Origin of the sequence: Halorubrum persicum (assembly GCF_002727125.1) — an archaeon.
Lineage (GTDB): Archaea > Halobacteriota > Halobacteria > Halobacteriales > Haloferacaceae > Halorubrum > Halorubrum persicum.
This window is the reverse complement of the sequence record NZ_NHOA01000147.1, coordinates 17,323-41,504: the sequence shown is the minus strand read 5'-3', so window position 1 is coordinate 41,504 and position 24,182 is coordinate 17,323. Positions and strand designations below refer to the sequence as shown.

Here is a 24,182-nt window from a genome sequence, read left to right as displayed (position 1 = left end):
AGACATGGACAGAGACGACCGTGACGATCCGTTCGGCGACTTCTTCGAGGAGATCGAACGGATGATGAACGAGATGGCCAACGGGAACCCCGGAGACGAGGACGCCGGCTTCGGCTCGGCGACGCACGTGGACGCGTACACGACCGAAGACGGCGTGCGACTCGTCGCCGACCTCCCGGCCGTCTCGAAAGAGGAGCTCTCCCTGCAGTGCGACGGGGAGGCGCTCACCATCTCCGCGGCGTCCGACCGGCGGGAGTACGACGAGACCGTCGACCTCCCCGCCCCGGTCGACGAGCACTCGGCGGACGCGACGTTCAACAACGGCGTGTTGGAGGTCGTGTTCGACCGCGACGACGACTCCGCCTCGATCGACCTAGAGTAGCCGGCAGTCGGCTTCCGACTTCGCGTTCGGTCCCCGGTTCACGCCCGGATTTTCTCACTCTCCTGCCGCCGCGGTCCGCTCGATCAACCCCGCGAGCCGGTCGTAGAACCCCGGCTCGTACTTCGTGGCCGCGTCGACGGTCGGCCGCGCGTTCGTCTCGTTGACGACCAGTCGCCCGTCGGTCTCCAAGAGGTCGACGCCGAGGTAGTCGATATCGAGCGTCTCGGCCGTCCGCTCGGCCAGATCGCGTGCGCGGTCGGAGAGCCCGACGCCGGTGGCCGCGGCGCCGCGGTGGACGTTGTGTTTCCACCGCCCCTCCTCGACCGCGTCGGCGGGGAGTCGCCGCTCGACCGCGCCGACGTACGCGCCGTCGACGACCATGGCTCGGTAGTCGCGCGCGTCCGGGAGGAACTCTTGGATCAGGTACGACTTGTCGCCGGTCGCGCGGTAGTCGTGGACGAGGTTCAGGTAGTCGACGACGCCCAGAAGCGAGTCGAGGTCGCTCGCGGTCGCGACGCCGACCCCGCGGGTCGCGGAGTTCGGCTTGACGACGACGGGGTAGGAGAACGGCTCGACCGCCTCGGTGACGACCGCCTCGTCGACGGGGTTCGACACCAGCGTCGTTCGCGGAGTCGGGAGCCCGGCGTCGTCGAGCGCGGCGAGCACGCCCGCCTTGTTCCGGGAGGTGAGGACCGCTTCGCGGCCGTTCACCCACGGGACCGACAGTCGCGTGTCGACCACGGCGCCCTCCATGAGCCGCGAGGGATAGACGAAGCCGGCGTCGAAGTCGGCGAACTCGCCGTCGCCGCCCGCCGCCTCCTCGCGATCGGCTCCCGCGGAGACGCGGAGCGACCGCTCTTTGGCCTGCACGTGGTCGACCGCGACGCCGCGGTCGGCGAGCGGCCCGCGCACGCGCTCGAACGTCTCGGCATCCGTCGTCATCGCGAGCCGGAGCATACGTTCGCTCGGGACCGTTCGGACTTAAAAATCGCGCGGGGCGAACCCCGCCCGGCTCACTGCAGGTGGCCTTCCTCGCGGAGCTGTTCGGCCTCGCTCTTCTCGTAGCGCCACGAGATGTCGCCCTTCTCGTCTTGCCAGTCCCACGGCTCGACGAGGACGATGTCGTCCTCCCGGATCCAGACGCGCTTTTGCATCCGACCGGGAATCCGCGCGGTCCGCTCTTTCCCGTCCGCACAGCGCACCCTGACCCGGTTCGCGCCGAGCATCTCGACGACCTCCGCGAACACCTCGTCGTCGTCGGGCATCCGGAGGTCGTTTCGACCGCCGCCGTCTCCGTTGCTCATGCGTACGCGGTGATACGCGCTCCCGGAAATAAAAGGGCCGCTCTCCGCGCGGAAGCGCCCTTTTTAATTCTCGACGCGGCGACCGGAGCGTATGCGCGACACACTCGGATCCGAAGGCATCGCCGGCGTCGTGATCGTCCTCGTCGCGGTCGGCGTCTTGACCGTCCACGATCCGGTCGTCGGGGCGGGCGTCACGATCCTGCTGGCCGGACTCGCGCTGATCGCGAAGGGGATCGCCGACTCGACGATGCGGGCCTTCGGGCTCAAGTAGCCGCTCGGGGCCTCACGGCGGCGGATTCTCGCGGACTCACGCGCGGCACGCGCCCGAAAGAGTGATATTTCGTCACCGTCGCATACCGGTATGGTCGACGTACCCGCGTTCGCCGTCGAACTGATCGAACTCCTCGCCGTCGTCATCGGCGCCGGCGCCGCCTCGGTGATCGGGGTCCTCTTGGAGCGCTTCGGGCTCAGCGCCGTCACCGCCGGCGACCTCGCGCTCGGCGCGTGGGCGGTGGGGATGGGGCTGCTGGCGCTGTACGTCGGCGTCGTCGCGCTCGGCTACGAGCAGGCGATCCCCCGGCTGCGGCGGCTCGCCGCCGGCGCCTGAGTTCGGCACGGACGCCGAAGGCGGAGGGGATCACAGCTTCCCGTCTGCCGCCAGTTCTCTGACCGCGCTCGCCCGCTCACGGATCGCGTCCAGTTCGGCTCCCGCCTTCTCGTCGAGATGTGAGTACATGAGTCCCATCCGACCGGTTCCCCGCAGCGTCTCCTCGTTTTCCGCCAGAAAGTCCCAGTAGAGCGCGTTGAGCGGGCACGCGCCCTCGCCCGTGGTCCGCGAGACGGCGTACGGGCAGGACGCGCAGTAGTCGCTCATGCGGTTCACGTAGCTCCCGGAGGCGGCGTACGGCTTCGAGGAGAGCACGTCCGTGCCGAACGACCCCATCGCGACGACGTTCGGCGTGGTGACCCAGTGGTAGGCGTCGACGAAGCCGAGATGGAACCACTCGTTCAGCGCCGCCGGGTCGGTCCCGTAGAGGAGCGCGACGTTCGAGAGCACCATCAGGCGCTCGATGTGGTGGGCGTAGCCGTACTCACGGACGTGGCCGACCGCCTCGGAGAGACACCGCATGTCCGTGTCGCCGTCCCAGTAGGCGGGCGGGAGCCCTCGGGACTGCCCCAGCCGGTCGGCCGTCGCCAGCTCCGGCATCGCCTCGCGGTAGACGTGGCGGGTGAACTCCCGCCACCCGATCACCTGTCTGACGAACCCCTCCGCCGCGTTGAGGGGGACCGGCGGGAGATCGGCGTCTCCGGCGTCGGCGGGCTCGTCTTCTCGATCTCCCCCGCCGAACGCGTCCAGCGTCGTCGCCGACCCGCCGGCGGCGGAGCCCTCGTCGGAGTCGTACGCGCCCGGCTCGACGCCGCGCTCCTCGTAGGCGGCCTCGACCGCCCGGACGGGCTCTCGCGGGTTCAGGAGCCCGAGGTTGATCGCGGGCGAGAGCAGCGAGTGCGAGAGGAACGGCTCCCCCTCGACCATCGCGTCCTCGTACCGCCCGAACGACGGGAGCCGGTCGCGGACGAACGCGTCGAGCGCCTCCCGCGCCTCCTCGCGGGTGACCGGCCACGCGAACGCGTCGAGCGACTCCGCCCCCCACGTATCGAACCGCTCGCGGACCCACTCGTGGGTCTCGCGGGTGAGCTCGTCGGGGTCGAACCGCGGTCGTTCGGGGGGCTCCCAGTCGTCCGGCGGCGTCTCCTGATTCAGGTCGTCGTAGTTCCACTCGCCGCCGACCGGCTCGTCGCCGTCCATCAGCACTCCCGTCTCGCGGCGGACGTGGCGGTACCACCCCTCCTGTCGGTAGCGGCTGTCGGCGCTCCCGTCCTCTCCGACGACCGGTCGGGTCGCCTCCTCGCCCGGCTCGCCGGTCCACTCGCGCCAGTCGGCCGGCGTCGTCCAGAACAGCTCGTTGTCCACCAGCTCCAGCGACCCGCCGCGCTCGGCGACGAGCTCGCGCAGGCGGTCGCCCGCGCCGTGGCTCGCGGGGCGCATGAGCCGGAGGTGAGCGTCGGGTCGGTCGGCGAGGAAGCCGTCTACCCCCTCGCCGAACGACTCGGCATTCACGTAGCTCACGTCGTGACCGCGGTCGCGGAGCGCGTCGCGGAAGTGCCGCATGGCCGAGAACACGAGCGTCAGCTTGTGGGCGTGGTACGGCTTCCGGTCGGCGAAGCCGTGCGCCTCGATCAGCAGCACCTCGTCGGCGTCGGCGAGCGCGTCGAGGTCGGGGTTGAGCTGATCGCCCAGCAGCCAGAGGACGGCGTCGTCGCTCATGCGACTCCGTATGGGCGCTGACAACGTAGGTGTACGGGCGCAGGTGACGGAGGAGCGCTAGTGACGGAGACGAACGAGCGCTGGCGACGGGGTAGACGGTCGCTGGCGACGTGTGTACGAGCCGGGCGGCGGCCGCGATTCCCTCTCGGTCGTGACATCCCCCGCCTTTTTACTCAGCCTCGGTGAGGGGAGAGGTATGGACGAGATCCTCACGAACTGGCTCCTCGGTCTGATCGCCGCCCTCCTCGCCGTGCTCGTGCTCGACTCGACCGGGCAGTCGTTCCTCGAACCGCTCGCCCCGGTCGCGAACGTGCTCGCGCTCGTGACGTTCCTCGCGTTCGTGCTCCTGACGGGGGCGTTCTTCGTGTACACCGCGTCGTTCCGAGACAGATAGGCGCGTCTCGCGGCGATCTCTCCCGGCGCGGGTAGCTTTTTACCTCCGCTCCGTCTGCTCGCGGTATGGAGTACACGACGCTCGGGAACACCGGGACGACGGTCTCGAAGATCTGTCTCGGCTGCATGAGCTTCGGCGACCCGGACTGGCGCGAGTGGGTCCTCGACGAGGAGGAGGGGAAGGCGATCATCGAGCGCGCGCTCGAGCTCGGGGTGAACTTCTTCGACACCGCCAACATGTACTCGAACGGCGAGTCGGAGCGCGTCCTCGGCGAGGCGCTGGCGGGCCACCGCGAGGAGAGCGTCGTCGCCACGAAGGCGTATTTCCAGATGGACGAGTCGAACCCGAACTCGGGCGGGCTCTCGCGGAAGGCGATCGAACAGGAGCTATCGCACAGCCTCGACCGGCTCGGGATGGAGACGATCGACCTGTATCAGATCCACCGGTGGGATTACGACACGCCGATCGAGGAGACGCTGGCCGCGCTCGACGACGCCGTGCGGCGCGGCCAGGTGCGTCATATCGGCGCCTCGTCGATGTGGGCCCACCAGTTCGCCGAGGCGCTCCACACGAGCGACCGCGAGGGGTACGAGCGGTTCGCCACCATGCAGAACCACTACAACCTCGCGTACCGCGAGGAGGAGCGCGAGATGCTCCCGTTCTGCGAGACGGAGGGGATCGGCGTGATGCCGTGGAGTCCCCTCGCGCGCGGCTACCTCGCGCGCCCGGACGAGGACGTGGACGCAACGCTCCGCGGCGAGACCGAAGAGCACCTCTACGAACACCCGTACCGCGAGGGCGGCGGGCCGGCGGTCAACGAGCGCGTCGCCGAACTCGCCGACGAGAAGGGCGTGAAGATGGCCCAGATCGCGCTGGCGTGGCTGTTCCACAAGGAGTGGGTCGACACGCCCATCGTCGGCACCTCCAGCGTCGAACACCTCGAAGACGCCGTCGAAGCGCTCGACATCGACCTCTCCGAATCCGACATCGACTGGCTCGAAGCGCCGTACGAGCCGGTCCGCGTCTCCGGCCACGAGTAGTCGCGGGAGCCCGATCCGACCCTACTACCCCCTAAATCGTGTTTTAGGAATATGTCGAGAAGCTATTTGTGTGACATTAGTTACCAATAGTGTATGTCCGACGACACCGATCGATCCGCCGTCCGATCGCGCACCGAATACGCGCTCACTCGGCTGCGGTGCCCCAACTGCGGCGACCGCGTTCCGGTGGCCGGGCGAGACGGGAAGACGGCGGAGTGTCCGAACTGCCACCGGCTGGTTCGCGCGTGACGCCGGTTCGGGGCCGCTCGCGCGGCGACGCCGGACGCGGCGACGCTCCCCGCCTCGTCACCTGCATATAAACGCACCGTCGCGGGCAGCACGACAACCCTTTTCGGCGGGGATACCGAACCGGGGCCCATGGCAGACGACGACGCCACCGACGCCGATACCGGCGAGGAACAGGCCGACAGCGCCGCCGAGGGAGAGGACGGCGAGGAGAAATCCTTCCGCGAGCGCGTCGAGGAGATCCGCGAGCGACGCGAGCAGGAGCGCGAGGAGGGCGACCGCCCCGATCCCGAGGAGATGATGGGCGGCGGCGGCCCGCCGGGGATGGGCGGTGGCGGCGGCGGCAACCCCTTCGCACAGATGATGTCCGGCATGATGGGCGGCGGCGGTCCGGGCGGCGCGGGCGGCCCGCCGGGGATGGGCGGCGGTCCGGGCGGTCCGGGCGGCGCCGGCGGTCGCGGCGAGGAACGCGGCGATCAGGCCGGTAACGAGGAGCTCGTCCGCGAGGTGCGCCAGCTCCGCGACGAGGTCCGCGACGCCACCCGCCAGCTCCAGCGCATCGCGCAGGCCATCGAAGACGACTGACTCGGCGCGGCCCTCTGCGACCGCGGTTTTTCTCGGTGCTCCGTCGATCGGAAGCGTCCCGCTCGTCGGGTGAGCTCACAAGAGGCTATGGGCGGAGCGGAGCCGGTCGCACCGGGCGACCCCGTCAGCTTCGGCTCGCCGACAGCCGATCGATCCGCTCCGGCAGCGCCGGGAGCGCGACGACGGCGACGACGGCGGCGGTCGTCGCGGCCAGCGTGACCCCGAGCGTCCCGGCGAGCGCGTACGCGCCCACCCAGAGTCCGCCGGTGACGGCGAGCGCGGGGATCGCGATCCGGACCGGGACTGCGGGCTCGTCGCCGTCGACGAACCGCCAGCCGATCGCGCCGCCGACGCCGGTAGCGATCCCGATCCCCGCCTCGACCACCTCGCCGGTGTGCCCGTCAGCGACGGCGACGGTCAGTGCGCCGAGGGAGACGACCGCCGCCAGCAGGAATGGCACCGTGGGATCGAGCGCGGGACTGGCGCCGCGGCCGGCGGCATCGTCCCGTCGCACTCGCGAGTCGCCCGCGAGCCACAACGCGGCGAGCACGACGCCCACGCCGACGGCCAACCCCGCGAGCACGTCGACGAGGTAGTGCACCTCGAGGACGACCCGCGAGGCCGCGACGGCGACGGCGACGGCGGCGGCCGCGAAGAGGCGCTTCCGCGCGGTCCACGCCCGGTCGTACGCGAGCGCCAGCGCGAGGTACGCCGCCGCGCCGCCGGTGGCGTGTCCGCTCGGGAAGCCGAAGCCGTCGGAGAGCACCTGCGCCTCGTACCACGCCGACAGCAGCCCCGGGAGCCACGTCGGCACGTCCGCGGGGCCGACGGCGCCGGGCGGACGGGCGACCGCGAACCACGCCTTGCCGAGCGCCGTGGCGGCGTACGCGCAGGTGACGGCCGCGATCGCGGTCGCACCGGCGCGGCGCGGTGCGGCCGCGAACCGGTCGCTCGCGAACCAGTAGCCGACCGCCAACAGTCCGAAGAGGAACCACGGGTCCGCGAGGTGGGTGACGGCCGCGAAGACGACGACGACGAACTCCGGGAGCGCGTCGACCAGGACGATTTCGCCGATGCCGCGCTCCGCGCTGACGAGTCCGGTCATGCGCCGACCACCCGAATTAGTCGCCGCCCCGATCGCGGGCGTAATCGAGCGCTTTCCCCGGCGTTTCGAGCAGGTTGAGGCCGATCCCCACGATGATGAAGAGGGTGTACAGCCCGAGCGTCGACAGCCCGAGAATGAGCATCGCGGCGATGGCGTACGCCCCGTCGAGGAACGAGAACGCGCCGAGTATCAGCACCGTACCGTACAACAGCACGAGGTACGGCCCCCAGCCGCGGGCGTGGCCGCGGCGCATCCGCGAGCGGACGTACCGCTTCAGCTCCGACTCGACGGCCGGCTTGTCGACGGTGCGTCGCTCGACGTCGTCCTCGAACGCGTCGAACTCCGCCCGCAGTCGGCTCACCTCCTCCTGTAGCGCCGCCACGTCTGGCGCCCCCGCCGGGCGTTCCTCGTCGCCGGCGTCGCCCGCGCCGTCCGACTCACCGTTCATACCCGTGGGTCGGTCGCGGTCGTGTTGTAACTGCCGGTCCGCGCCGTCGTCGCGCGCGGCGATCCTGTCGCCCCGCCCCGCGAGGACGACGTTGACGACGCCGCCGATCACGACGACGACGGCGGCGAGGTACAGCCACGTGACCAAAAGCAGGATCCCGCCGATCACGCCGTACACCTGGTACTGCCCGGCGCTCGCGGCGTACACCTGAAAGCCGGCCTGCAGCAGCGTCCAGCCGACGGCGGCGAAGACGGCTCCCGGGAGCGCCTCTCGGATCCCGATCGCGGGTTGGGGGAGGAGGTAGTACATCGGGAGGAAGACGACGGCGAGGAAGGCGGGCAGCGCGAGGACGCTCGCGGTCTCGACGATCGGGACCGTGTCGGCGGCCGCGACGAACGCGCCGACGGCGACCATCACGGCGATCCCGACGCCGACGCCGAAGACGACGGAGGCGGCGTCGGTGACCTGCTTGAGGAAGTCCGGAGAGCCCTCGACGCCGTACAGCGTCACGAAGGCCGTGTCGAGCCCGCGGAACACCTTCAGCGTCGACCAGAGCAACACCGCCACCCCGAGAACGCTCGCGCCCGTCCGGCCCCCGGCGGAGGAGACAGCGGCGCCGACCGCCTCCTCGCCGGCCGGCGTGAGGAACTCGCCGGTTACGGCGACGAGCTCGGCGGCGATCGCCTCCCCGAACACCGCGCTGGCGACGACGACGAGCAGGAGCAGCGCGGGGATCAGCGAGACGAACGCGTAGTAGGCGATGGCGGCGGCGAGGAACGTTACCTGGCGGTCGAGCGCGGTGTCGACGACGCTGCGGGCAGTTCCGAGCGCGGTGGTCGAGTGACGGGACACGCTCTCGGATTCGGTCGACGGCGACAAAAGCGGGGCGGATACGAGCGGATCCGGTTCAGCGAGTGGCCGAAGCCGGGGTGTCAGGCCCCGTCGTCGCCGAGGACCGCCTCCCGCATCTCGGGGATCGAGGCCGTGCTCTTGACCGCCGTGCCGCGGTAGTGCGCGCGGCTCGCCTCGTGGCCGGCCCCGCGCAGGCGCTCGACGAACTCGTCCATCCCGATGGCGGCCTCGCCCCACTCCTTGTACAGGCGGTGCTGGTCGTAGTGCGTGGGCGTGTCGATCTCGCGCGCGACGGTCCCGAGCAGCTTCCGGGCGCGCTTCGCCTCGCCCATGTCGTCGGTGACGCGCTCGCGCACCGCGCGGGCGAAGTCGGCGTCCGCGACGGGCCCGAGCCAGAGCGGTCCGGCGGTGAGCACGCGGTCGCTCCCGCAGACGGGGCAGGCGTCGACGGGGTCCGCGATCAGCCCGCGGGTCGGCTCGCGCCAGAGGCAGTCCTCGCAGTGGTCAACGAACCCGAGTTCGTCGATGCAGGCGTCGGCCGCCTGCGCGCCCGACTCGAGTTCGAGGTAGGTCCGCGCGTAGTGGCGTGAGACGTGTGAAACGATCGGACGGGCCGCCTTGTCGTATCGCGCGGCGGTCCGGACCAGCGCGGAGATCAGCGTTCGGAGCCCCATCTCGGGGTGGTAGTCGGTGTTCCGCGGGACCGCGCCGTACTTGCGGATCCCGCTGTTGAGGTGGGCGCCGCAGAGGGGGGCCGTGTCGGTCGCGGTGACGCAGACGAGATTGCGCGCGTTCGCCAGCGCGGCGTCGGCGAAGGGGATCGGCGTCCCGTAGGGGTCCAGATCCACCACGTCGAAGACGTTCTCGTACAGGAGGGCGTTGACGTCGCGGTGAACGGTCTCCCCGTCCAGACCGTTCGCGGCGAGGTTGTCGCCCGCCAGCTCGACCGCGTCCGGGTCGACGTCGGCGCAGGTGACATCGTACCCCTCGGCGGCGGCGCGGACGCCTCGAACCCCGGAGGCCGCCATCGCGTCGAGGTACGACGCCGCGCGCGGCTCTCGATCGCGATACGCGCGCAACACCGCGACGGTGATGTCGCGGTTCAGCTCCTGCGTGGGGTTGAAGAAGACCCCGCCGCCGGTGCCCTCGCTGGCCCCGTCGCGGGCCTCCGGAACGGAGACGGTGAGACCGCCCTCCTCGATGTCCATACCCGCCGTTCGGCCATCCGCCACAAAAGGGGCCCGCTCCGCGCGCAGCGCGACCCGCTCACGCGCCCACCGCCGTCGAGAAGCGGGAGTTTTAGCCCGCCAGCGAGGATAGAGGAGGTACGAATGATTCCCACGTGGAGCCGACGAGCGGACATCGGTGGCGGAGCGACTCGCGGACGCGTCGCGGTCCCGGAGGCGGATCGGCGATGGTGAGCCCCGCCCGCGTCGACGCGATCACCGACATCGCCTACGGCGCGCTGATCGCGTTGGCGATCGTCCTCATCGCGACGCTCAACGTGAACGACATCGGGGTGGCGTTCGGGATCGGTGTGTTCGCCTCCTACGTCGTCCACGTCGTCTGGAAGATGGCCCGCTTCGACCCCGACTGGATGACCCGCGAGGTCGCCGATCAGGTGGGCAAAGAGGTCGAGAAGAGCGTGGGCGAGACCGTCAACAAGGAAGTGGAGAAGAGCGTGGGCGAGACCGTCAACAAAGAGGTGGAGAAGACGGTCGGCGACACGGTCAGCAAGGAGGTCGAGAAGAGCGTGGGCGAGACCGTCAGCAAAGAGGTGGAGAAGACGGTCGGCGAGACCGTCAACAAGGAGGTCAGCCAAGTCGCCGACGAGGTCACCGACACCGTCAGCGAGGAAGTGACCGGCAAAGTCGAGGAGACGGTTGGCGAGAAGGTCGAGGAGACGGTCGAGGAGACAGTGGAGAAGACCGTCGAGGAGACGGTTGGCGAGAAGGTCGAAGAGACGGTCGAGGAGACGGTGGGCGAAACGGTCGAGGAGACCGTCGACAAGAAGGTCGAAGAGACGGTGGACGAGAAGGTCGAAGAGAAGACCTCGGACGACTCGTAGTCGAGCAGCGCGTCCGACCCGCCTTCGAGACGATCGCGGCGTCCGACCGATCCCGCCCGACAGACGGGAACCTGATCCGAACGCGCGCCGTGACGCCCGCGACGAACGAGGCCCGTACCGCGACGAACGAGCCTCCAAAAGCCGCTAGTGACAGCCCATCCCTCGGCAGGTGGCGCTTTTTGCCTCGATTAGAGAAACGTCCTCAGAAGACGTTATAAATATTCTAACGCTCTTTGAACTGTTTTTAAACAGTCAGAGAAACCGATGAACGGTCCGAAAATCACCGCAGCGATCCTTAATCCGGCTGAAGACGCGACAACGCTCTGGCGCTTATATCCCCCCGGCGCTCCATGCGTCGAGCGAAGACGGTGTTCCCCATGTCAAGCCAAACGTCCCCCTCATCGATTCGGGCGCCGATTCGGATCGGGTCCAGCCTGTCGACCGCCTGCCGGACCAAAGCGATCGCGGGCGTTCGCGCCGCGGCGTTCTGGGCGGCGATCATCCTCCCCCTCGCGTACGTCCCCGCGGCGTACGGCGTGATGGGCTTCGAGGGCGCGTGGAGCGCGCTCGCACTCATCGCCGTCCACATGGCCTGCGTCGTGGTCGGCCACGAGCACAACACCCCCTCCGACGACGCTTCCTCCACCCACCCATGAGCACTATTCAATCTTCCGCGCAGACGACCGAGCAGTCCGCCGATCGAGCCGCCGAATCGACCGCCTCGAAGGCCGATCGCCTCGCGTCCTTCCTACGCGAGGAGGCGGCCGACGGCGAGACGTACTTCAAGGCGAAGTTCATCAGCGACGATGTCGGGCTCTCCCCCAAGGAGATCGGCGCGCTGATCGTCCAGCTGCAGGACTCGGTGCAGGACCTCGAGATCGAGAAGTGGTCGTACACCGGCGCGACGACGTGGCGCGTCTCGACGGCGTAGCGCTCGCACACGCATCCGACAGCGATCCGAGGAGCGCACCGACATGGGTCGCGCCCGCGGGCGGGCTGTTTCTCCGGGTTTCGACGCGGCGCAAACACGGTCCGATCGACCGCCACGACACGGGGCGCCTGTGGTAGTTGCTGACGACCTCGACGACGCCGACCCGCGCGCCAGACACCGAGAGTTATGCCGCGGTCGGCCGAACGAGGGGTATGACACTCGCGGATCCCGACCTCACGGGGTCGACGGCATTCATCACCGGAACGACCCGCGGCATCGGCAAACAGCTCGCGCTCGCGCTCGCCGACCGCGGCTGTAACATCGTTTCCACCGGGAAGACGACCGACGACGACGACGCCGAGCTCGCCGGCTCGATCGAGCAGACGGCTCGAGAGGTGCGCGACCGCGGGGTCGAGGCGCTCGCGCTCGAGCTCGACCTCCGCGACGAGGACCGCGTCGAGGCGGCCGTCGAGGAGGCGATCGATCGGTTCGGCGCGGTCGACATCGTCATCAACAACGCGAGCGCCATCCAGCTCGCGAACGTCGCCGATCTGCCGGCCGATCGGTTCGACCTCCTGACCGAGGTGAACGTCCGCGGGACCCATCTCGTCGCGCACGCGTTCGCCGAGCATCTCTCGGGGCTCGACGAGGCGTGGCTGCTGTCGAACTCGCCGCCGGTCGTGACCGACCGCTCGCCGGGGAAGGCGCCGTACGCGTGGTCGAAGCTCGGCATGTCGTTCATCACCCTCTCGCTCGCCGAGGAGCTGGCCGGCGACGGCGTCGGCTGTAACACGTTCTGGCCGGTGACGACGATCGACACCCGCGCGACTCGCTACTTCGGGCTCGGGACCGAAGACGACTGGCGCACCCCGGAGGTCGTCTCCGACGCGGTGCTCGAGATCCTGGCGCGCGATCCGGCGGCGTGTACGGGCAACAGCTTCTACGACGAGGACCTCCTCCGCGAGGCGGGCGTCACCGACTTCTCGGCGTACAACCTCACCGAGGGCGACCCGGCGCCGATGTCGGCGCGGCTGTTCGATCCCGAGTTCGAACGCGACGCGTGATCGGTCCGGGCACGTCGCGGTTGCAGCCCCACCGTCTACCACCTACTCAGCGGTCTGGGAGGGAACACGAGAGCGCAGGCCGACCGCGACCCCTCATTCCCCAACGTTTGGGAGGTGGATGCCACGGAGAAAACGGCGAGACGGACCCCGTCGGTCACTTGATGCCGCCACCGGCCCGCGGGAGCGGAAACGTCGGTGCGTTAAACGTCGAGCCGACCCACCACGGCGGTTACCAGATCGAGTCCTGAGACAGCGGACGGCTGTCACTCAGGACCAGTAAGGAACTGAGTGGGTTGGGGCGGATTCGAACCGCGTGCGAGACGGTCCCGCTCGGGCCCATCGGGCCCGTCGCGGGCTTTCGTCTCGCTGCGTTCGACTCGCTCACTGACGTTCGCTCGTCGAACCGCCGACATACTCCGTGTGAAGGCCAACGCTCCGGTCGGTTTCGCGGTTCGGTGCTCGCCGGCTACGCCGGCTGCGCTCCGCTTCCACCCCCGGTTCCTGCCGGGCGGCCACTGGCCGCCGGGCGGGCGTTCCGGCGATGAGACCACCGACGAGTTATCCAGCATTCCCCAGGCCGGAGAGTCACTTATGCCAACGATTGATGATGCCGTTGAGGCGTACTTTGCGGAACGTAGTATAGAGCTGTCAGATAGTTCGCTGCGCAATCACCACTATCAGTTGAAACAGTTTAGACAATGGGCTGGGGGTGCGGGCGGTCTTGACGATCTCGACGACATCGCCCCAATCGACTTATCGCGCTTCCGCCGGTATCGCTCCGAAGATCTCAACTCGAATACGATGTACAACCAGTTGTGCGTGCTGCGGTTATTCCTTCGGTTCTGTCACCGAATGGGGTGGTGTGATGAGGCTTTGCCTGAGTCAATCGTGCTCCCGACTCGCGCCGGTCGGTCACGGGACACATCAATCGACCCGGACCGTGTGGGTGCTATTCTCGACGACTTAGAACGATATGAGTATGCCTCGCTGGACCATGTGCTCCTGTCGTTGCTGTGGACGTGTTCGCTTCGCATCGGTGGGGTGCGGGCAATCGACATCAAGGACTTGCACTTGGATGACCGGTGGGTCAAATTGGTGCACCGTCCGTCTGAAGGGACTCCGTTGAAGAACAAAGACGGATCTGAGCGGGAAGTGAACCTACACGGGTGGGTGTGTGACGTGCTTCGTGCGTGGATCGACGACCGGCGTCCGGACTGTACCGACGACTACAGTCGTACACCGTTGCTGACCGCCGGTGAAGGTCGTCTCTCCCGTACATCCGTTCGTCGCCACGTGTATAGTCTGACCGCGTGTGGCGGTCTCTCAGAGCCGTGTGAGTGTTCTGCGGACCGGTACTCTCAGTGTAGCGACTCGGTCGCACCACACGACATCCGCCGGTCGTCAATCTCGGCATGGTTAGATCGGGGGACTGAGCCGGCCTTACTGTCTGGTCGAGTTGACACTTCCACAGATACGATGGAGAAGCACTACGACGTACGGTCAGAGACGCAAAAGCGCGAATTAAGGCGCGACGCGTTCGATATGTAGGGTTGACAATCAAGACCGCGTCGATCACTTGTCCGTGAATATCTCAACTGCGGTCTCGAAGGCACACGTGCTGCATAGACCGCTGCCGCAACCGCTATCGGACGGGGGGCCGGGCGGCGCGTCGAAGGATGGTCATCCAGAGAAACCTGCCGAATTCACAGCCTGCAACGAATAGATGCTATTCGCTCTTGTGGATCGGATCGTTGATAAAACGCAATGAACCTGAATTAGATTGCTAACCCCGGCGCTCCGTTCGAATCGCATTTCGAAGAACGTTCTCAACTTGGAACGAAGCAGGGCACCGATTTTCGTGATGGAAACCGCGAGTTCCCAGTCAAGCAAGTCATTAAGCAGATGATCATCGAGGACTTCCATTTTCCTGCACTACATCGCCAGTGCAGGTTCCCACCCCGATCCTCGTCTCCCCACGGAACCGATCCGTGCGCGTGCCCGTTCGGATCACCGCTTACCTGGCAGGAATGGTGCGACGGGCTTCTAACGCTACACAACGACGCTATCGGCATCATCCGGAGTGTCATATCCCTCAGTGGGGGGTCTTTGTTTCCGGTGACGCTTACCTCATCGTAGGTGAGATACCGGGTTAGTACAGGGCCGTCGGTTCCGATCTTACTCCTCGTCCCTACACTCAACAGCCTCTGAACCGCCGTTATCGTCTCCTTCTCCCTGATCCGATTCTGCTGCCATTTTTTCAGCCCCGTCTTCAGTCATTAGTATCGAAACCTGCTTGATCTCACCATCAAAAAACATCTCTTTCACCGCTTTAGACTCTGGATTCTGGGGATTATCCTGATTATCCTTGAACCAAGCAACATCTCGAAGTACAAGTTGCCGATCTCTACCAGCTCGACTATACTCAGCTAATTCCCCCGCTACAAGCTCATCGTCCCGTGTAATGACTTGCACCAAGTGAGCATCCTGCATTGCCCCTTCCCACGGCTGCCACGGATTCCTTTTCCTGTCCGTTCCCGTCCAAATCAATCCCCGCACCCACACGTGGAAGTTCCGAGATAGCACTACTGCGTAAATGAGTCCCAGCGTAACCGAGAGTGCTAGGAGAATTAGAATTCGTGTGATTTGGAACTCTGGTGTGAAAAACACGTAAACGACTGCTTCTGGTGATGTGACTGAGTCACCAAAGGATTGAGCGATTCCAAGAAACCCGGAGAGGACAATTAAGCTGGAGACGAGGCTTACGATCACCCATTTCGCATTCGAGATTCGTTGCTCGACGACTCCGAGAGTCACTCCGATGAATGCTGCGATGAACCCGGGAACGATAAGTATGAGCGCAAGCAGAAGGTATTCCGGGTCGAAAACCACCATTTAGAAGCCCCGTGTTAGTCTTCGTTGGCGTCACTTGTTTTCGAAGCTTGTTCTTGAACTTTCGTTGGAATGTGTCCGAAACCTACCTCTTCGATTGATGGTTTATCTCCGCCGTCGCGGGATTCAGATTTTTTGATTCGTTCTGCGTTCCCTGTTATTTCTCCGCTAAGCGCTTCCCGTGATTCGGAGAGTTCCCGCCCGTCACCGTTGGAGTCGTTCGAATCATCACTCATAGAGGACATATCTCATTCACGGTTTTTAATGGTTCCGCGAGCTGGGTGAAAGTGAATTATTTGATGTTGAGGATCGAAGACCGGCAATACCGTACTTATCGGTTTTATCACTGATACCACGAACCAAGCACGGTAGCACGGTAGCAAATACGATCTTGGTGTCAGTGCTGGTCAAGTGCCTCTGTTATCCTTCCGTGTTCTCATTCTCACCAAGCGTTAACTACTCTCCATAGCAACTATGACATATGGATTACGTCAACGGTGATGACGTTACGAACAATGAGCATCTGGCAGAGGCGATCGACATGACGCGAGAGGGGAGTGCTCAACCCGGATCTGCTGGCTATGATGAACCGGACAGTGCGGGACCCGGAATGACGCTTCGTGATTCGTGCTTCCTCGTAGCGATTGAGGAACTTGAAGAGATCCAGTCAGCGCCCCAGGAGAGTCAAGACGAGATCGACCAGGTGTTGCGGATGCTTCGAGAGGAGCGAAACGCGAACAACGAACGCCGTGCTCGTGTTATGGCGGAAGCTCACGAGATTTTACAGGATGTCTGGGTGCCGCCGACGTAGAATTAGTTGAGCCTCTTCGCACGCACCCTGTACCTGCACGTCTCCACCGTTTTAGAGCATCAACGCGTAGCCTGTGATAGTGAACAATACAAAGAATAACAGCATCCACGGTACGGAATGACGTGCCCACGTTGTGAATACTTCCTGTGGGGCGGTATTCGGTGACTGCATATATGCAAAAACCCGATGAGTGTTATTAAATAACCAGGGTGGGGGTGGTTGCCGGGTTAGCCTATCCATTTTTCGCAATTCATATGAAAAATGATTTCTCCTGGCGACGGGAAGGACGCGAAGTAACAAGGATCAGTATGAGTGGTTTGGTTGATGAGTTCGGATTCCAATTATTGCAATTCATCGGGTTGAGTCTCCCCGCTGTAGCTCTCTATATGACCGTATTGACTGAAGTGTTTATGCGACCGTTTGTTAAGCAAATCCCGAATCTGGAGAGAGAAGGATCCGGAGTGAAGATGACGCCGGAAAACACGGAGCACCAAACGGTTACCATTACAAATGCGCAATCGACGTACGAATTCATCGCTGCGGAACTCGCGCTTGGACTCTTGACATTTTCCGGGATTCTGGTAATTGGATCTGTCGTCCTCACTTCGAACTTAGTCTTCCAGGCCGGTCTAGTTATTGCTGCTATTGGATACATCATATTCGGGGTTTCACCCTTACTCCTTGCTTTCAAAACAATTCGAGAAGTCTCACAGAAGACGAACAGAGATACATAGATCGGCTCTTTGTCTCAAGACTGAGCGTTCCAGCATCGGCGTCTTGACAAACAAGTAATGACGGTCTCTACACGTCACACGTGCCTTTCTCCTCTCAATCTACTTCACCAGCTACGTATTGTTCACATAGGGTTCCGGTGTTCCGTGTGATTATACGTTCACCGTGAATCTGAGTACGTATGCCGGGCCGCCGAAGTACTCGGATGAGGAATTACTGGAAGCGCTGATGTGATTGATGAGATGCTTCACCCGTAACACGGCCTGTATTGGCCTATCCAATTCGGTGAACACCTGCAACCCGGTGTATGCGTGGAGATTACTTGTGATCGGATTCGAAACAGTGTACCGGGTAAAACACATCTCGATCATTATCTATCCACTGACGGAGTTCTAAGTCTGTAATGAACCGCACATCCCGTTTTTCGATGTAGGATGGCGTGAAGTTTGAGATAACCAGCATTTGCGTCTCGTATTCACTCCACTCGCTTGGGATCTCCGTGTATGGTTCTTGTCCGGTGTGATAGAATCTATCCCCCGGTTCTAACGACCGCCAATCACTGACTTTCTCAGGGTACGGTATCCCATCGTCTGATCCCACGTTGAAAATTTTCTCATCGTATTCCTCGTCGACATTTTGAATCCCATCCTGTGACCGGAGTTCGAGTTCAGGAAGTAGGAATTTCACTTCACCGTAGTATACTATTTCATCTCGGACAAACAGCACATCAATTTCCCGATCATTCGGACCGGGGAGCGTACAACTATGATATGATTCGATGTCATTGTCATCTAGATATTCGTGGACTTGCCGTTCGAATTCCGGAGCCCTTTCCTCACCGTTAATCCGATCAATTAACCGTTTCCCACGGTCTGGTGACTGGTTGTGTAGTAGTGGGAATAACTGGAATTGCAGGATGAATACGAGCTGGTCAGGGTAGAGAATCCGAGTGACAGTTTGTTCGCGTTTTGGGCGGCCGGGCTGGAACTGCATTTCCTGTGTTCCAGTAATTTTGAAGAATAAGGGGTGTGCATCCGTGTTTTCTGAGCTCATCAGGATTTTGTCCTTGACGATCGCCCACTCATCACCGAACACATCTTCGCCGCACTCGTCGAACGTGTGTTCTCGTATCGCTGCAGGTCGTAGATCGTGTTGTCCGCCGGCTCGTAGTTGTCGCTGGACGCGTGGCTCCTCTTCGATACGGTCGAAAAGTGCACGCATATCGAAGATTGTGACAGTCCCGGGAAAGTTCGTCGAGAAGATGCTCTGTGCATCCGGGTCAAGTGAGGTTGCGAAGCCGAGACTCGTGATCAAGTCGAACCAAACGTTCCCGAAGTCGTACGGAGTTTCGATGTCATCTCGGTCAGGGCGGTCGAATTTCCGCATTGATTCCCTAGTTTCGAGGAAGTCCTCACGGATGTTTTCCCATCCGCCGATTGTGCTCTGCATACACCTCTGCATACAGAACCAGTACTCGGATTTGAGGAACGCGTGGTTACCGAAGAAAGAACTCCAATCACCGTGTCCAGGTGTGATCTCAATCGGGATGCGGAATTCTTGATGTACCTCTTCTAACGTGGCAGTGAGAGAGACACCTTTGTTCAACACGTCAGTAACGCGGTCTGCGAGTTCGTCGCGTCCGCCGGGTTCGTGCGAGATTTCGTCAGTAAATAAGTCGTTTTCTCGGTAGACACGTTGAATCAGTAAAGCGGGGTAGACGAAGGCGGTGTAGTCGAGCCGGTTTTCTTGCGTGAAGTTGAATGCTGCGTGGTTTGCTTGCCGAACGAGTTCCCCGATAATTTGCGGGGCGCTGAATTCTTCGAGTAGGACGAGGATGTTCGTTGCGTTCAATACGTTATCTTGGATGTCCTCGACTATTTTATGTATCTCGTCTCGGTTTGCGACAGGGAGTCCACAGCCCCTTGGACAGTAGAGATACTGATCTTCGTGGTCGTATACAAGCGGGTGGCTACATTTAGAACAAGGCATTCAGTAATGTGTACGATTGACTGCGACCGATGTGGAGAGTGTCTTCATTTCTAATCTATCGGTGTTGCGTTGTGATTAGTAATTTTGAATCTACCCTTCGAACCCGTGTGCTTCCCGATGATACTCGAAGAATTCTTGCTCCGGGTGAAGGCCGTCGTCGCTCGGCAAGACAAGATCGGTGCCTTCCAATTCGGAGAACCCGTCGTACCCATTGACGTGCGGGGCATCCCGGACGATGATTGAGTAGTTGTCATTGACGGCAATCCACCCGTTATCGAATGCCCAGTGGTGGAGTTTGCAGAGCGCGATCCCGTTTTTGATTTTGTCTGGACCGTCGTCGCCGGCCGGTTGGATGTGTGCTGCTTCGACTTCCGGTCGTCCGTCTGGAGTTCGTCGCTGTGAGCCGCATATTGCACACGTCCCGTTGTAGACTTGGATGACTCTGTCTCGGAATTGCTGATCACGTTGTTTCCGCCGGACTTCCGTGTATTCCCGTTCAACGTCTTTTAAGGATGCGTCGTCTCGTTCGTCGTCAGGGATTGGTACTTCAGATTGGTCCGTGTCGGTTGCTTCTTTCTTCTCTTCAAGGTATTCCTTGGTTTCATTGACATCGTCAAGCCCTTCGATTTGAATTGTCGGGTGTTCATTTATTATCTCTGTCAATGACTCAATGTTGTCACGTGCTGTTTCCAAATCACCGTCGTGTTGGAATTGTTTTTTGATCGCAGTGGCTTCCTGATTCGCTGTGAAGATGAACTCCCCGCCTAGGTTCGGATATTCTGCTGATTCACGTACTGCGTTCCGGAAGGATTCACGTACAGTAGTGTGGTCTTCCTCTTCTATTGCTTGGAATGCAGTGTTGATTTGTGATTGCGTTGTTGCTCTTGCTGCTTGCTCATCAGCGCCTATCGCGTCATATATCTCGGCTGCGTGCTCGTAGAGGGATGCAACAAGCGCATTTTCTTTCTTGGTTTCTTCTGCATGCTGGATGAGCGTGTCTGCAAGGTGTTCCGGAAATTCACTCCGCTCTATATCGTGGAGCTGGTCAGGGTCTTGCCGGTGAAGTACTGCTTCGACCCCGTCTGGTCCACGCTCAACGTAGTACGCGGCTAATAGTAGACTCAACTCGGTTTCAGTCAGTAGTTTCGACCAGTCGTGGTTAAGGTTTAGTCGCGTAGAGATCTCATCAAGTGAGTCTATCGTTATGTTCTCTTTATTACTACTCTGGGATAGTACGTCATAGATGTGTTCCACAACAACATCCTTGGTAGAGATGTCTCCGAGGTGCGGTTGTGAGCTGTAGAGCTCGATCTTGGTTTCGAGATCGTTGATTGACTCGGCCGTATACGGGCCGTGTGGTCGCAGCACTCGCTTCATCACCGTCCGAGCATCGTCTGCATACCGATTTGATTCAGCTCCATAAATGAAATCGAGAAGCTGGACGTACTCGTTGAATGATGTGAAATGTTCGATCTCGCCACGGAACCCGGTTGACCTGGAAACCGACGTGAAGTGCTGTTCAATCAATTCTATGATCCCGTCTGTTTCCTCACCGTTCAGGATCTTACTTGCTAGGTGAACCGCTTCACTGTGACTGAGATGGAACGTTGCTGTTTCGGATACGTCGCCACTGTCAGTAATGCTGAGGGTGATTGTTGGGCGGTCATTGCTTGACGAAATCTCGAACGAGTACCGGACCGGGAGATCGTCGGGTGATGCGATGAGTTCCTCAGCGTCATCAAGTGTAGTGAAGTTAATCTCAGTTATCCTGATTGATGCAGGGTAGTCTATTGCGTTCCTGTCTCCGACATCTACTTCTAAGTCACACTGGACCGGGTCGGTAACGGACGCATCGTCACTTGGTTCCTCAATCGAGATCGTCCACGTCAGCGTATCAGATACGTGAGTTTGATTGAAAGTCATATCTGGAATACATAGTACTCTTACAAGAGTTTTTCCTGGGTACTTCATAATCGGCTGCCGAGTCCGGCTCCTCGTTCAGTTGCGAATGACCGGTTCTGTTGAAATCCTCAGCAAGTGATAGATTCTATCCCGGTGCGGTCAGTACAGTGTATTCATACGTCAATGTCGAAACTGACAGCAACAGATTCGTCTCCGGTCAAGCCCCAGAATACGAATCGATACCGACCCGAAACGAGATCAGGACACACTTCCAAGGGAATTGTATCATTACTTGCGGAGCTGATTCCCTCTTCAGTCAATTCGAGCTCCCATGTGAAGCCACCATTGACAAGTTCATCAGTATAGCCAATCTTACTGTCGCCTACTACTCCCCGTACATCGCGCCACCCGTTCTCGGTATATATCTCGAAGTTAAATGAGTCGCTGGTACCTCGTTCGTTGGCATGTAGGCTAATCTCAGCAGTTTCCCCATAATTGAACGAGAGTCCATCTACACGGAGTGACTCTTCGTCTGTGTCGCCCCACTTGAGATTGTCTGAATCATACGGCTTAGGATGTCTATTGAACTCGCTGTTTTCACAGACGAACTCATTAGGAGCGTCGGTAGGGTTCCCTTCAGGACGAATATTCCCACTTTCATTTCCACCTTGCATTCCGAGACACCCGGATAAACCTACAATCCCTGTAGATCCGAGTAAGAATGAGCGTCTTTTCACTAATTCAGGACACAGTGGTTGAGAATAAGTACTTTCGGGAGAAATAGAATTCCAAAACGAACAGGTACTCTGTGACCGGATTCAATAAGCATCTTTCATCGACCAGCTGTTTCAGTCGATAATGTATCTAAAGAAGAGGATTTCAACAGAGCCTGCGGTCCAGGTCCGGCGATCGATGTACACGAAATCCACCCAATCTCTGCGGTCGAGCGCATTGGATCTCATCTTTCACCCTCATAGCTGTAAGTTGAGTTGTAACCCAGTGAAAACAGGTATGGGTGATTGAAATTCCGACCGCGCCAGTATTAGTGTTGTACCTCTGCTAACGCTTCCTCAACCCGTTTATCTTCGGCCGTTGCATCGAGATACCACTGCCGTCTGTCCTCGTCTTGGTGGATACGTGAGAGTGTCTGCCGGGTGGTGTTGAGACCCATCGCGGCTTGCCTGTAGGACTCATCGTCTTCGATGGCTTCGAGGGCATTCCGGATCTCTAAGTAGGAGTCCTCATCCGGGTCTGCATCGATGAGGGGTCGTAAGTATCCCTCACTGTTCCGCTCGAACCCAACTGGCACTTCACCCAGCCATTTACCTTCGCGCCGGGCACGTTTGATTCCCGAGTTCACACGACTGATGAGCTTCCGTCGTTCCTCTTCAGCGACAGCAGCACTGATGTCTGCAATGAGTTTACCCGTGCCGTCCGGGCGAACCGTGTCGGTCCACCCGTTGGTGATGTTGACTATCGTTTGATTGTCGGCTGCGGTCTCGAAGAATTCTTGATAGATGCTTCCAAGTCGTGCCAAACGAGAGATTTCCCAAACGACAACACGATCGTATTCGCCTGCTGCGACGGCGTCGGTCAACTCGCGGAATTGATCTCGTCCGGGGTCGCTCCCGGATTGTGCTAAGTCGACGTACCAATCGATGCTGCTGGTGTTGATGTCGTTCTGACCGCACCAATAGGTGATGTCGTCGCGTTGGTGTTGTGATCCTTGTTTGTCGGTGCTTGCACGAACGTACGCGGCAACATTCTCGGTGTTTCTCATACACGGTCGACTAACAGTAGTATACTAATAAAACAGGAAATTCGCTTACAGGCTGTACACGACTACCTGGCTGCGTACAGGCGGTCGATGATACAATAAATGGTACTAATTTCAACGTCGTTCCGCAGCTAGTGTCAGTAGTATCCGTATTCTCGTCCCCCACCGGTTTCATCTCTAATACCTTGTGTTTTGGCTCTCATACGCCACTGATTAACAATATCGTCGCCTGGATCAGCTACTGTAAGCTCATATCTTGGCTCGTTATTGGTATCGAACGGAAGTTTTTCCAAATGAATACAACTGTCTGTGTAATCGTATCCTGTTGGCAGGTACACTGGAGTGATATTCATGCCGAACGGTGGGTCTGTCACTCGCGGTGAAACAGAACAACCGGTGTGAGTCGTTCCATTATATACGATCGTTATTTCACCGTATCTATCCTCAATAAATGGGCTCAATTCTTCACTCAATTCTATTTGATTCCTTGACCCACCAGTCATAGCTCTTGTTTCTATGTATAGACATGTAGCTTCACTCGCGTGATTAACCGATTCTGATGATTCAAACTCCTGAATTTCTGGATTATCCTCAAACCAATCATCTCTTACTTCCTCGTAATCTCTGAGGAACTCGTCAGTCACTACCTGACTTCGGTTCCATGCGTACTCCCACCACTCGTTGAATTTCTGTATATCGGCGTTAGTAAGCCCTGTTTCGGTTGACTGTATTGTCCCTACTTCATAGTTTGTCGGAGTGTCTTCTAACGCTGAAGCAGTCATATTTGCTGAGGAATTGATAAGGTAAGCACCCCCACTCGTCTCTGATTGTATAAACACAACCTTCGCATGGAACCGAGGGCGAGTATATAACGCTCTCCGATTAATTTCCCCACCAGGAACTAAAACACGTACATCAGCATGTCTGTGGTTGGCTAGTTCTCGGAGTGCGTCTGGTTCAGTAATTCCTTGATCAATCCCAACAATCCACTCGGATTGACTCTCATCACGCCAGTCAACCCCTTGTTCATCTTCGCAGAGACTGGCAATCCCAGATTCTGTTGCGTAAGCGAATCCAGCACGTACCTTTGGAGATACAACAGTACCAATTGCTTCGTGGATCCGTTCGCTCAGTTCAATCGGCCTTCCCGGGCCACCCGTAATGAGCATACAACAAATGATAGCAATAATATATTAGTTGTTGTGGTGAAACAACTATTTGATAAGATTGACACTGTAGTCATTAGAACCTGGAATGAACGGAAATGAACGATCCACATCAACCATCAAATTCACCGTATTCACCGGGAGATACGGTGAAAACACGACTTGATCCGC

General features: G+C 60.9%; 25 protein-coding genes and 1 pseudogene. 13 read left to right on the top strand and 13 right to left on the bottom strand.

The genetic code is table 11. The annotated features are described in order from the left end of the window. The first annotated feature begins 4 nt into the window (after positions 1-4). The gene (locus tag DJ69_RS15895; protein WP_099256502.1) at positions 5-382 is read left to right on the top strand and encodes an Hsp20/alpha crystallin family protein; all 378 of its coding nucleotides are present in this window, start codon (positions 5-7) and stop codon (positions 380-382) included. A gap of 54 nt (positions 383-436) precedes the next feature. Here DJ69_RS15895 and DJ69_RS15890 read toward each other — a convergent pair whose 3' ends face one another. Continuing rightward, positions 437-1,339 carry an ATP-grasp domain-containing protein gene (locus DJ69_RS15890; protein ID WP_099256501.1) on the bottom strand — a complete coding sequence of 301 codons (903 nt, stop codon included), beginning with the start codon at positions 1,337-1,339 and terminating at the stop codon, positions 437-439. Positions 1,340-1,395: 56 nt separating this feature from the next. Further along, complete coding sequence (eif1A, locus tag DJ69_RS15885) at positions 1,396-1,686, bottom strand: translation initiation factor eIF-1A (RefSeq protein ID WP_008847545.1); 291 nt, start codon at positions 1,684-1,686, stop codon at positions 1,396-1,398. Positions 1,687-1,777: 91 nt separating this feature from the next. Here eif1A and DJ69_RS15880 point away from each other — a divergent pair, with 91 nt between their 5' ends. Together DJ69_RS15880 and DJ69_RS15875 are read left to right on the top strand one after the other, a co-directional pair. Beyond that, on the top strand, positions 1,778-1,957 hold the full coding sequence (locus DJ69_RS15880; protein WP_099256500.1) for a DUF7470 family protein: 180 nt from the start codon (positions 1,778-1,780) through the stop codon (positions 1,955-1,957). Between the two features lie 90 nt (positions 1,958-2,047). Continuing rightward, on the top strand, positions 2,048-2,293 hold the full coding sequence (locus DJ69_RS15875) for a hypothetical protein (protein WP_099256499.1): 246 nt from the start codon (positions 2,048-2,050) through the stop codon (positions 2,291-2,293). Positions 2,294-2,323: 30 nt separating this feature from the next. Here the strand turns inward: DJ69_RS15875 and DJ69_RS15870 are convergent, their stop codons facing one another. Further along, positions 2,324-4,012: a cryptochrome/photolyase family protein gene (locus tag DJ69_RS15870; protein WP_099256498.1), complete on the bottom strand. Its 1,689-nt coding sequence runs from the start codon at positions 4,010-4,012 to the stop codon at positions 2,324-2,326. Between the two features lie 196 nt (positions 4,013-4,208). Between DJ69_RS15870 and DJ69_RS15865 the strand changes: the two genes are divergently transcribed. The 4 genes from DJ69_RS15865 to DJ69_RS15855 all read left to right on the top strand — a co-directional run bounded on the left by DJ69_RS15865 (position 4,209) and on the right by DJ69_RS15855 (position 6,277). Continuing rightward, positions 4,209-4,406, top strand: a complete 198-nt coding sequence (locus tag DJ69_RS15865; RefSeq protein ID WP_099256497.1) for a hypothetical protein — start codon at positions 4,209-4,211, stop codon at positions 4,404-4,406. A 65-nt stretch (positions 4,407-4,471) separates the two neighbouring features. Further along, positions 4,472-5,446 carry an aldo/keto reductase gene (locus tag DJ69_RS15860; protein WP_099256496.1) on the top strand — a complete coding sequence of 325 codons (975 nt, stop codon included), beginning with the start codon at positions 4,472-4,474 and terminating at the stop codon, positions 5,444-5,446. A 93-nt stretch (positions 5,447-5,539) separates the two neighbouring features. After that, a complete protein-coding gene (locus tag DJ69_RS18560; RefSeq protein ID WP_180271846.1) occupies positions 5,540-5,695 on the top strand; it encodes a hypothetical protein in 156 nt (51 codons plus the stop codon). 129 nt (positions 5,696-5,824) lie between these two features. Continuing rightward, on the top strand, positions 5,825-6,277 hold the full coding sequence (locus DJ69_RS15855; RefSeq protein ID WP_099256495.1) for a hypothetical protein: 453 nt from the start codon (positions 5,825-5,827) through the stop codon (positions 6,275-6,277). A gap of 124 nt (positions 6,278-6,401) precedes the next feature. Here the strand turns inward: DJ69_RS15855 and DJ69_RS15850 are convergent, their stop codons facing one another. The 3 genes from DJ69_RS15850 to DJ69_RS15840 all read right to left on the bottom strand — a co-directional run bounded on the left by DJ69_RS15850 (position 6,402) and on the right by DJ69_RS15840 (position 9,890). Further along, entirely contained in the window at positions 6,402-7,382 is a 981-nt protein-coding gene (locus DJ69_RS15850) for a phosphatase PAP2 family protein (RefSeq protein WP_099256494.1), read from the bottom strand. Between the two features lie 16 nt (positions 7,383-7,398). Beyond that, entirely contained in the window at positions 7,399-8,682 is a 1,284-nt protein-coding gene (locus DJ69_RS15845) for a YihY/virulence factor BrkB family protein (protein WP_099256493.1), read from the bottom strand. Between the two features lie 80 nt (positions 8,683-8,762). Continuing rightward, positions 8,763-9,890 carry a tRNA (guanine(26)-N(2))-dimethyltransferase gene (locus DJ69_RS15840; protein ID WP_099256492.1) on the bottom strand — a complete coding sequence of 376 codons (1,128 nt, stop codon included), beginning with the start codon at positions 9,888-9,890 and terminating at the stop codon, positions 8,763-8,765. Between the two features lie 206 nt (positions 9,891-10,096). Between DJ69_RS15840 and DJ69_RS15835 the strand changes: the two are divergent. The 5 genes and pseudogenes from DJ69_RS15835 to DJ69_RS19250 form a co-directional block, all read left to right on the top strand. Beyond that, positions 10,097-10,741, top strand: a pseudogene (locus tag DJ69_RS15835) (hypothetical protein); the annotation flags it as partial. A 386-nt stretch (positions 10,742-11,127) separates the two neighbouring features. Beyond that, positions 11,128-11,406 (top strand): hypothetical protein, encoded by a 279-nt coding sequence (locus DJ69_RS15830; RefSeq protein WP_099256538.1) that lies wholly within the window; start codon positions 11,128-11,130, stop codon positions 11,404-11,406. Continuing rightward, positions 11,403-11,681, top strand: a complete 279-nt coding sequence (locus DJ69_RS15825; RefSeq protein WP_099256491.1) for a DUF7123 family protein — start codon at positions 11,403-11,405, stop codon at positions 11,679-11,681. The genes DJ69_RS15830 and DJ69_RS15825 overlap by 4 nt, the downstream gene beginning before the upstream one ends. A 212-nt stretch (positions 11,682-11,893) precedes the next feature. Next, positions 11,894-12,745 (top strand): SDR family oxidoreductase, encoded by an 852-nt coding sequence (locus DJ69_RS15820; RefSeq protein WP_099256490.1) that lies wholly within the window; start codon positions 11,894-11,896, stop codon positions 12,743-12,745. A 591-nt stretch (positions 12,746-13,336) separates the two neighbouring features. Next, a complete protein-coding gene (locus tag DJ69_RS19250) occupies positions 13,337-14,293 on the top strand; it encodes a tyrosine-type recombinase/integrase (protein WP_099256489.1) in 957 nt (318 codons plus the stop codon). Between the two features lie 627 nt (positions 14,294-14,920). Here the strand turns inward: DJ69_RS19250 and DJ69_RS15810 are convergent. Both DJ69_RS15810 and DJ69_RS18045 read right to left on the bottom strand, forming a co-directional pair. After that, entirely contained in the window at positions 14,921-15,637 is a 717-nt protein-coding gene (locus DJ69_RS15810) for a DUF6338 family protein (protein ID WP_099256488.1), read from the bottom strand. A 14-nt stretch (positions 15,638-15,651) separates the two neighbouring features. Beyond that, entirely contained in the window at positions 15,652-15,870 is a 219-nt protein-coding gene (locus DJ69_RS18045; protein WP_144050468.1) for a hypothetical protein, read from the bottom strand. Positions 15,871-16,115: 245 nt separating this feature from the next. Between DJ69_RS18045 and DJ69_RS15805 the strand changes: the two genes are divergently transcribed. Next, on the top strand, positions 16,116-16,445 hold the full coding sequence (locus DJ69_RS15805; RefSeq protein ID WP_099256487.1) for a hypothetical protein: 330 nt from the start codon (positions 16,116-16,118) through the stop codon (positions 16,443-16,445). 1,050 nt (positions 16,446-17,495) lie between these two features. On the opposite strand, the gene DJ69_RS15795 is transcribed toward DJ69_RS15805, so the two are convergent. From DJ69_RS15795 to DJ69_RS18035, 5 genes are all read right to left on the bottom strand, one after another. Continuing rightward, the gene (locus tag DJ69_RS15795) at positions 17,496-19,028 is read right to left on the bottom strand and encodes a hypothetical protein (RefSeq protein ID WP_099256485.1); all 1,533 of its coding nucleotides are present in this window, start codon (positions 19,026-19,028) and stop codon (positions 17,496-17,498) included. Between the two features lie 228 nt (positions 19,029-19,256). After that, complete coding sequence (locus tag DJ69_RS15790; protein WP_180271845.1) at positions 19,257-21,089, bottom strand: HNH endonuclease; 1,833 nt, start codon at positions 21,087-21,089, stop codon at positions 19,257-19,259. A 152-nt stretch (positions 21,090-21,241) separates the two neighbouring features. Further along, a complete protein-coding gene (locus tag DJ69_RS18040; protein ID WP_144050467.1) occupies positions 21,242-21,742 on the bottom strand; it encodes a hypothetical protein in 501 nt (166 codons plus the stop codon). A gap of 368 nt (positions 21,743-22,110) precedes the next feature. Continuing rightward, complete coding sequence (locus tag DJ69_RS15785; RefSeq protein WP_099256483.1) at positions 22,111-22,848, bottom strand: recombinase family protein; 738 nt, start codon at positions 22,846-22,848, stop codon at positions 22,111-22,113. Positions 22,849-22,982: 134 nt separating this feature from the next. After that, positions 22,983-24,014: a phospholipase D family protein gene (locus DJ69_RS18035; RefSeq protein ID WP_144050466.1), complete on the bottom strand. Its 1,032-nt coding sequence runs from the start codon at positions 24,012-24,014 to the stop codon at positions 22,983-22,985. Positions 24,015-24,182: the final 168 nt, after the last annotated feature.

What these genes read in the sequence shown, in the direction of transcription:
- DJ69_RS15895 (WP_099256502.1), top strand. Translation starts at nt 5, where the DNA reads ATGGACAGAGACGACCGTGACGATCCGTTCGGCGACTTCTTCGAGGAG.
- DJ69_RS15890 (WP_099256501.1), bottom strand. Translation starts at nt 1,339, where the DNA reads ATGCTCCGGCTCGCGATGACGACGGATGCCGAGACGTTCGAGCGCGTG.
- eif1A (WP_008847545.1), bottom strand. Translation starts at nt 1,686, where the DNA reads ATGAGCAACGGAGACGGCGGCGGTCGAAACGACCTCCGGATGCCCGAC.
- DJ69_RS15880 (WP_099256500.1), top strand. Translation starts at nt 1,778, where the DNA reads ATGCGCGACACACTCGGATCCGAAGGCATCGCCGGCGTCGTGATCGTC.
- DJ69_RS15875 (WP_099256499.1), top strand. Translation starts at nt 2,048, where the DNA reads ATGGTCGACGTACCCGCGTTCGCCGTCGAACTGATCGAACTCCTCGCC.
- DJ69_RS15870 (WP_099256498.1), bottom strand. Translation starts at nt 4,012, where the DNA reads ATGAGCGACGACGCCGTCCTCTGGCTGCTGGGCGATCAGCTCAACCCC.
- DJ69_RS15865 (WP_099256497.1), top strand. Translation starts at nt 4,209, where the DNA reads ATGGACGAGATCCTCACGAACTGGCTCCTCGGTCTGATCGCCGCCCTC.
- DJ69_RS15860 (WP_099256496.1), top strand. Translation starts at nt 4,472, where the DNA reads ATGGAGTACACGACGCTCGGGAACACCGGGACGACGGTCTCGAAGATC.
- DJ69_RS18560 (WP_180271846.1), top strand. Translation starts at nt 5,540, where the DNA reads ATGTCCGACGACACCGATCGATCCGCCGTCCGATCGCGCACCGAATAC.
- DJ69_RS15855 (WP_099256495.1), top strand. Translation starts at nt 5,825, where the DNA reads ATGGCAGACGACGACGCCACCGACGCCGATACCGGCGAGGAACAGGCC.
- DJ69_RS15850 (WP_099256494.1), bottom strand. Translation starts at nt 7,382, where the DNA reads ATGACCGGACTCGTCAGCGCGGAGCGCGGCATCGGCGAAATCGTCCTG.
- DJ69_RS15840 (WP_099256492.1), bottom strand. Translation starts at nt 9,890, where the DNA reads ATGGACATCGAGGAGGGCGGTCTCACCGTCTCCGTTCCGGAGGCCCGC.
- DJ69_RS15830 (WP_099256538.1), top strand. Translation starts at nt 11,128, where the DNA reads ATGTCAAGCCAAACGTCCCCCTCATCGATTCGGGCGCCGATTCGGATC.
- DJ69_RS15825 (WP_099256491.1), top strand. Translation starts at nt 11,403, where the DNA reads ATGAGCACTATTCAATCTTCCGCGCAGACGACCGAGCAGTCCGCCGAT.
- DJ69_RS15820 (WP_099256490.1), top strand. Translation starts at nt 11,894, where the DNA reads ATGACACTCGCGGATCCCGACCTCACGGGGTCGACGGCATTCATCACC.
- DJ69_RS19250 (WP_099256489.1), top strand. Translation starts at nt 13,337, where the DNA reads ATGCCAACGATTGATGATGCCGTTGAGGCGTACTTTGCGGAACGTAGT.
- DJ69_RS15810 (WP_099256488.1), bottom strand. Translation starts at nt 15,637, where the DNA reads ATGGTGGTTTTCGACCCGGAATACCTTCTGCTTGCGCTCATACTTATC.
- DJ69_RS18045 (WP_144050468.1), bottom strand. Translation starts at nt 15,870, where the DNA reads ATGAGTGATGATTCGAACGACTCCAACGGTGACGGGCGGGAACTCTCC.
- DJ69_RS15805 (WP_099256487.1), top strand. Translation starts at nt 16,116, where the DNA reads ATGGATTACGTCAACGGTGATGACGTTACGAACAATGAGCATCTGGCA.
- DJ69_RS15790 (WP_180271845.1), bottom strand. Translation starts at nt 21,089, where the DNA reads ATGACTTTCAATCAAACTCACGTATCTGATACGCTGACGTGGACGATC.
- DJ69_RS18040 (WP_144050467.1), bottom strand. Translation starts at nt 21,742, where the DNA reads ATGCAAGGTGGAAATGAAAGTGGGAATATTCGTCCTGAAGGGAACCCT.
- DJ69_RS15785 (WP_099256483.1), bottom strand. Translation starts at nt 22,848, where the DNA reads ATGAGAAACACCGAGAATGTTGCCGCGTACGTTCGTGCAAGCACCGAC.
- DJ69_RS18035 (WP_144050466.1), bottom strand. Translation starts at nt 24,014, where the DNA reads ATGCTCATTACGGGTGGCCCGGGAAGGCCGATTGAACTGAGCGAACGG.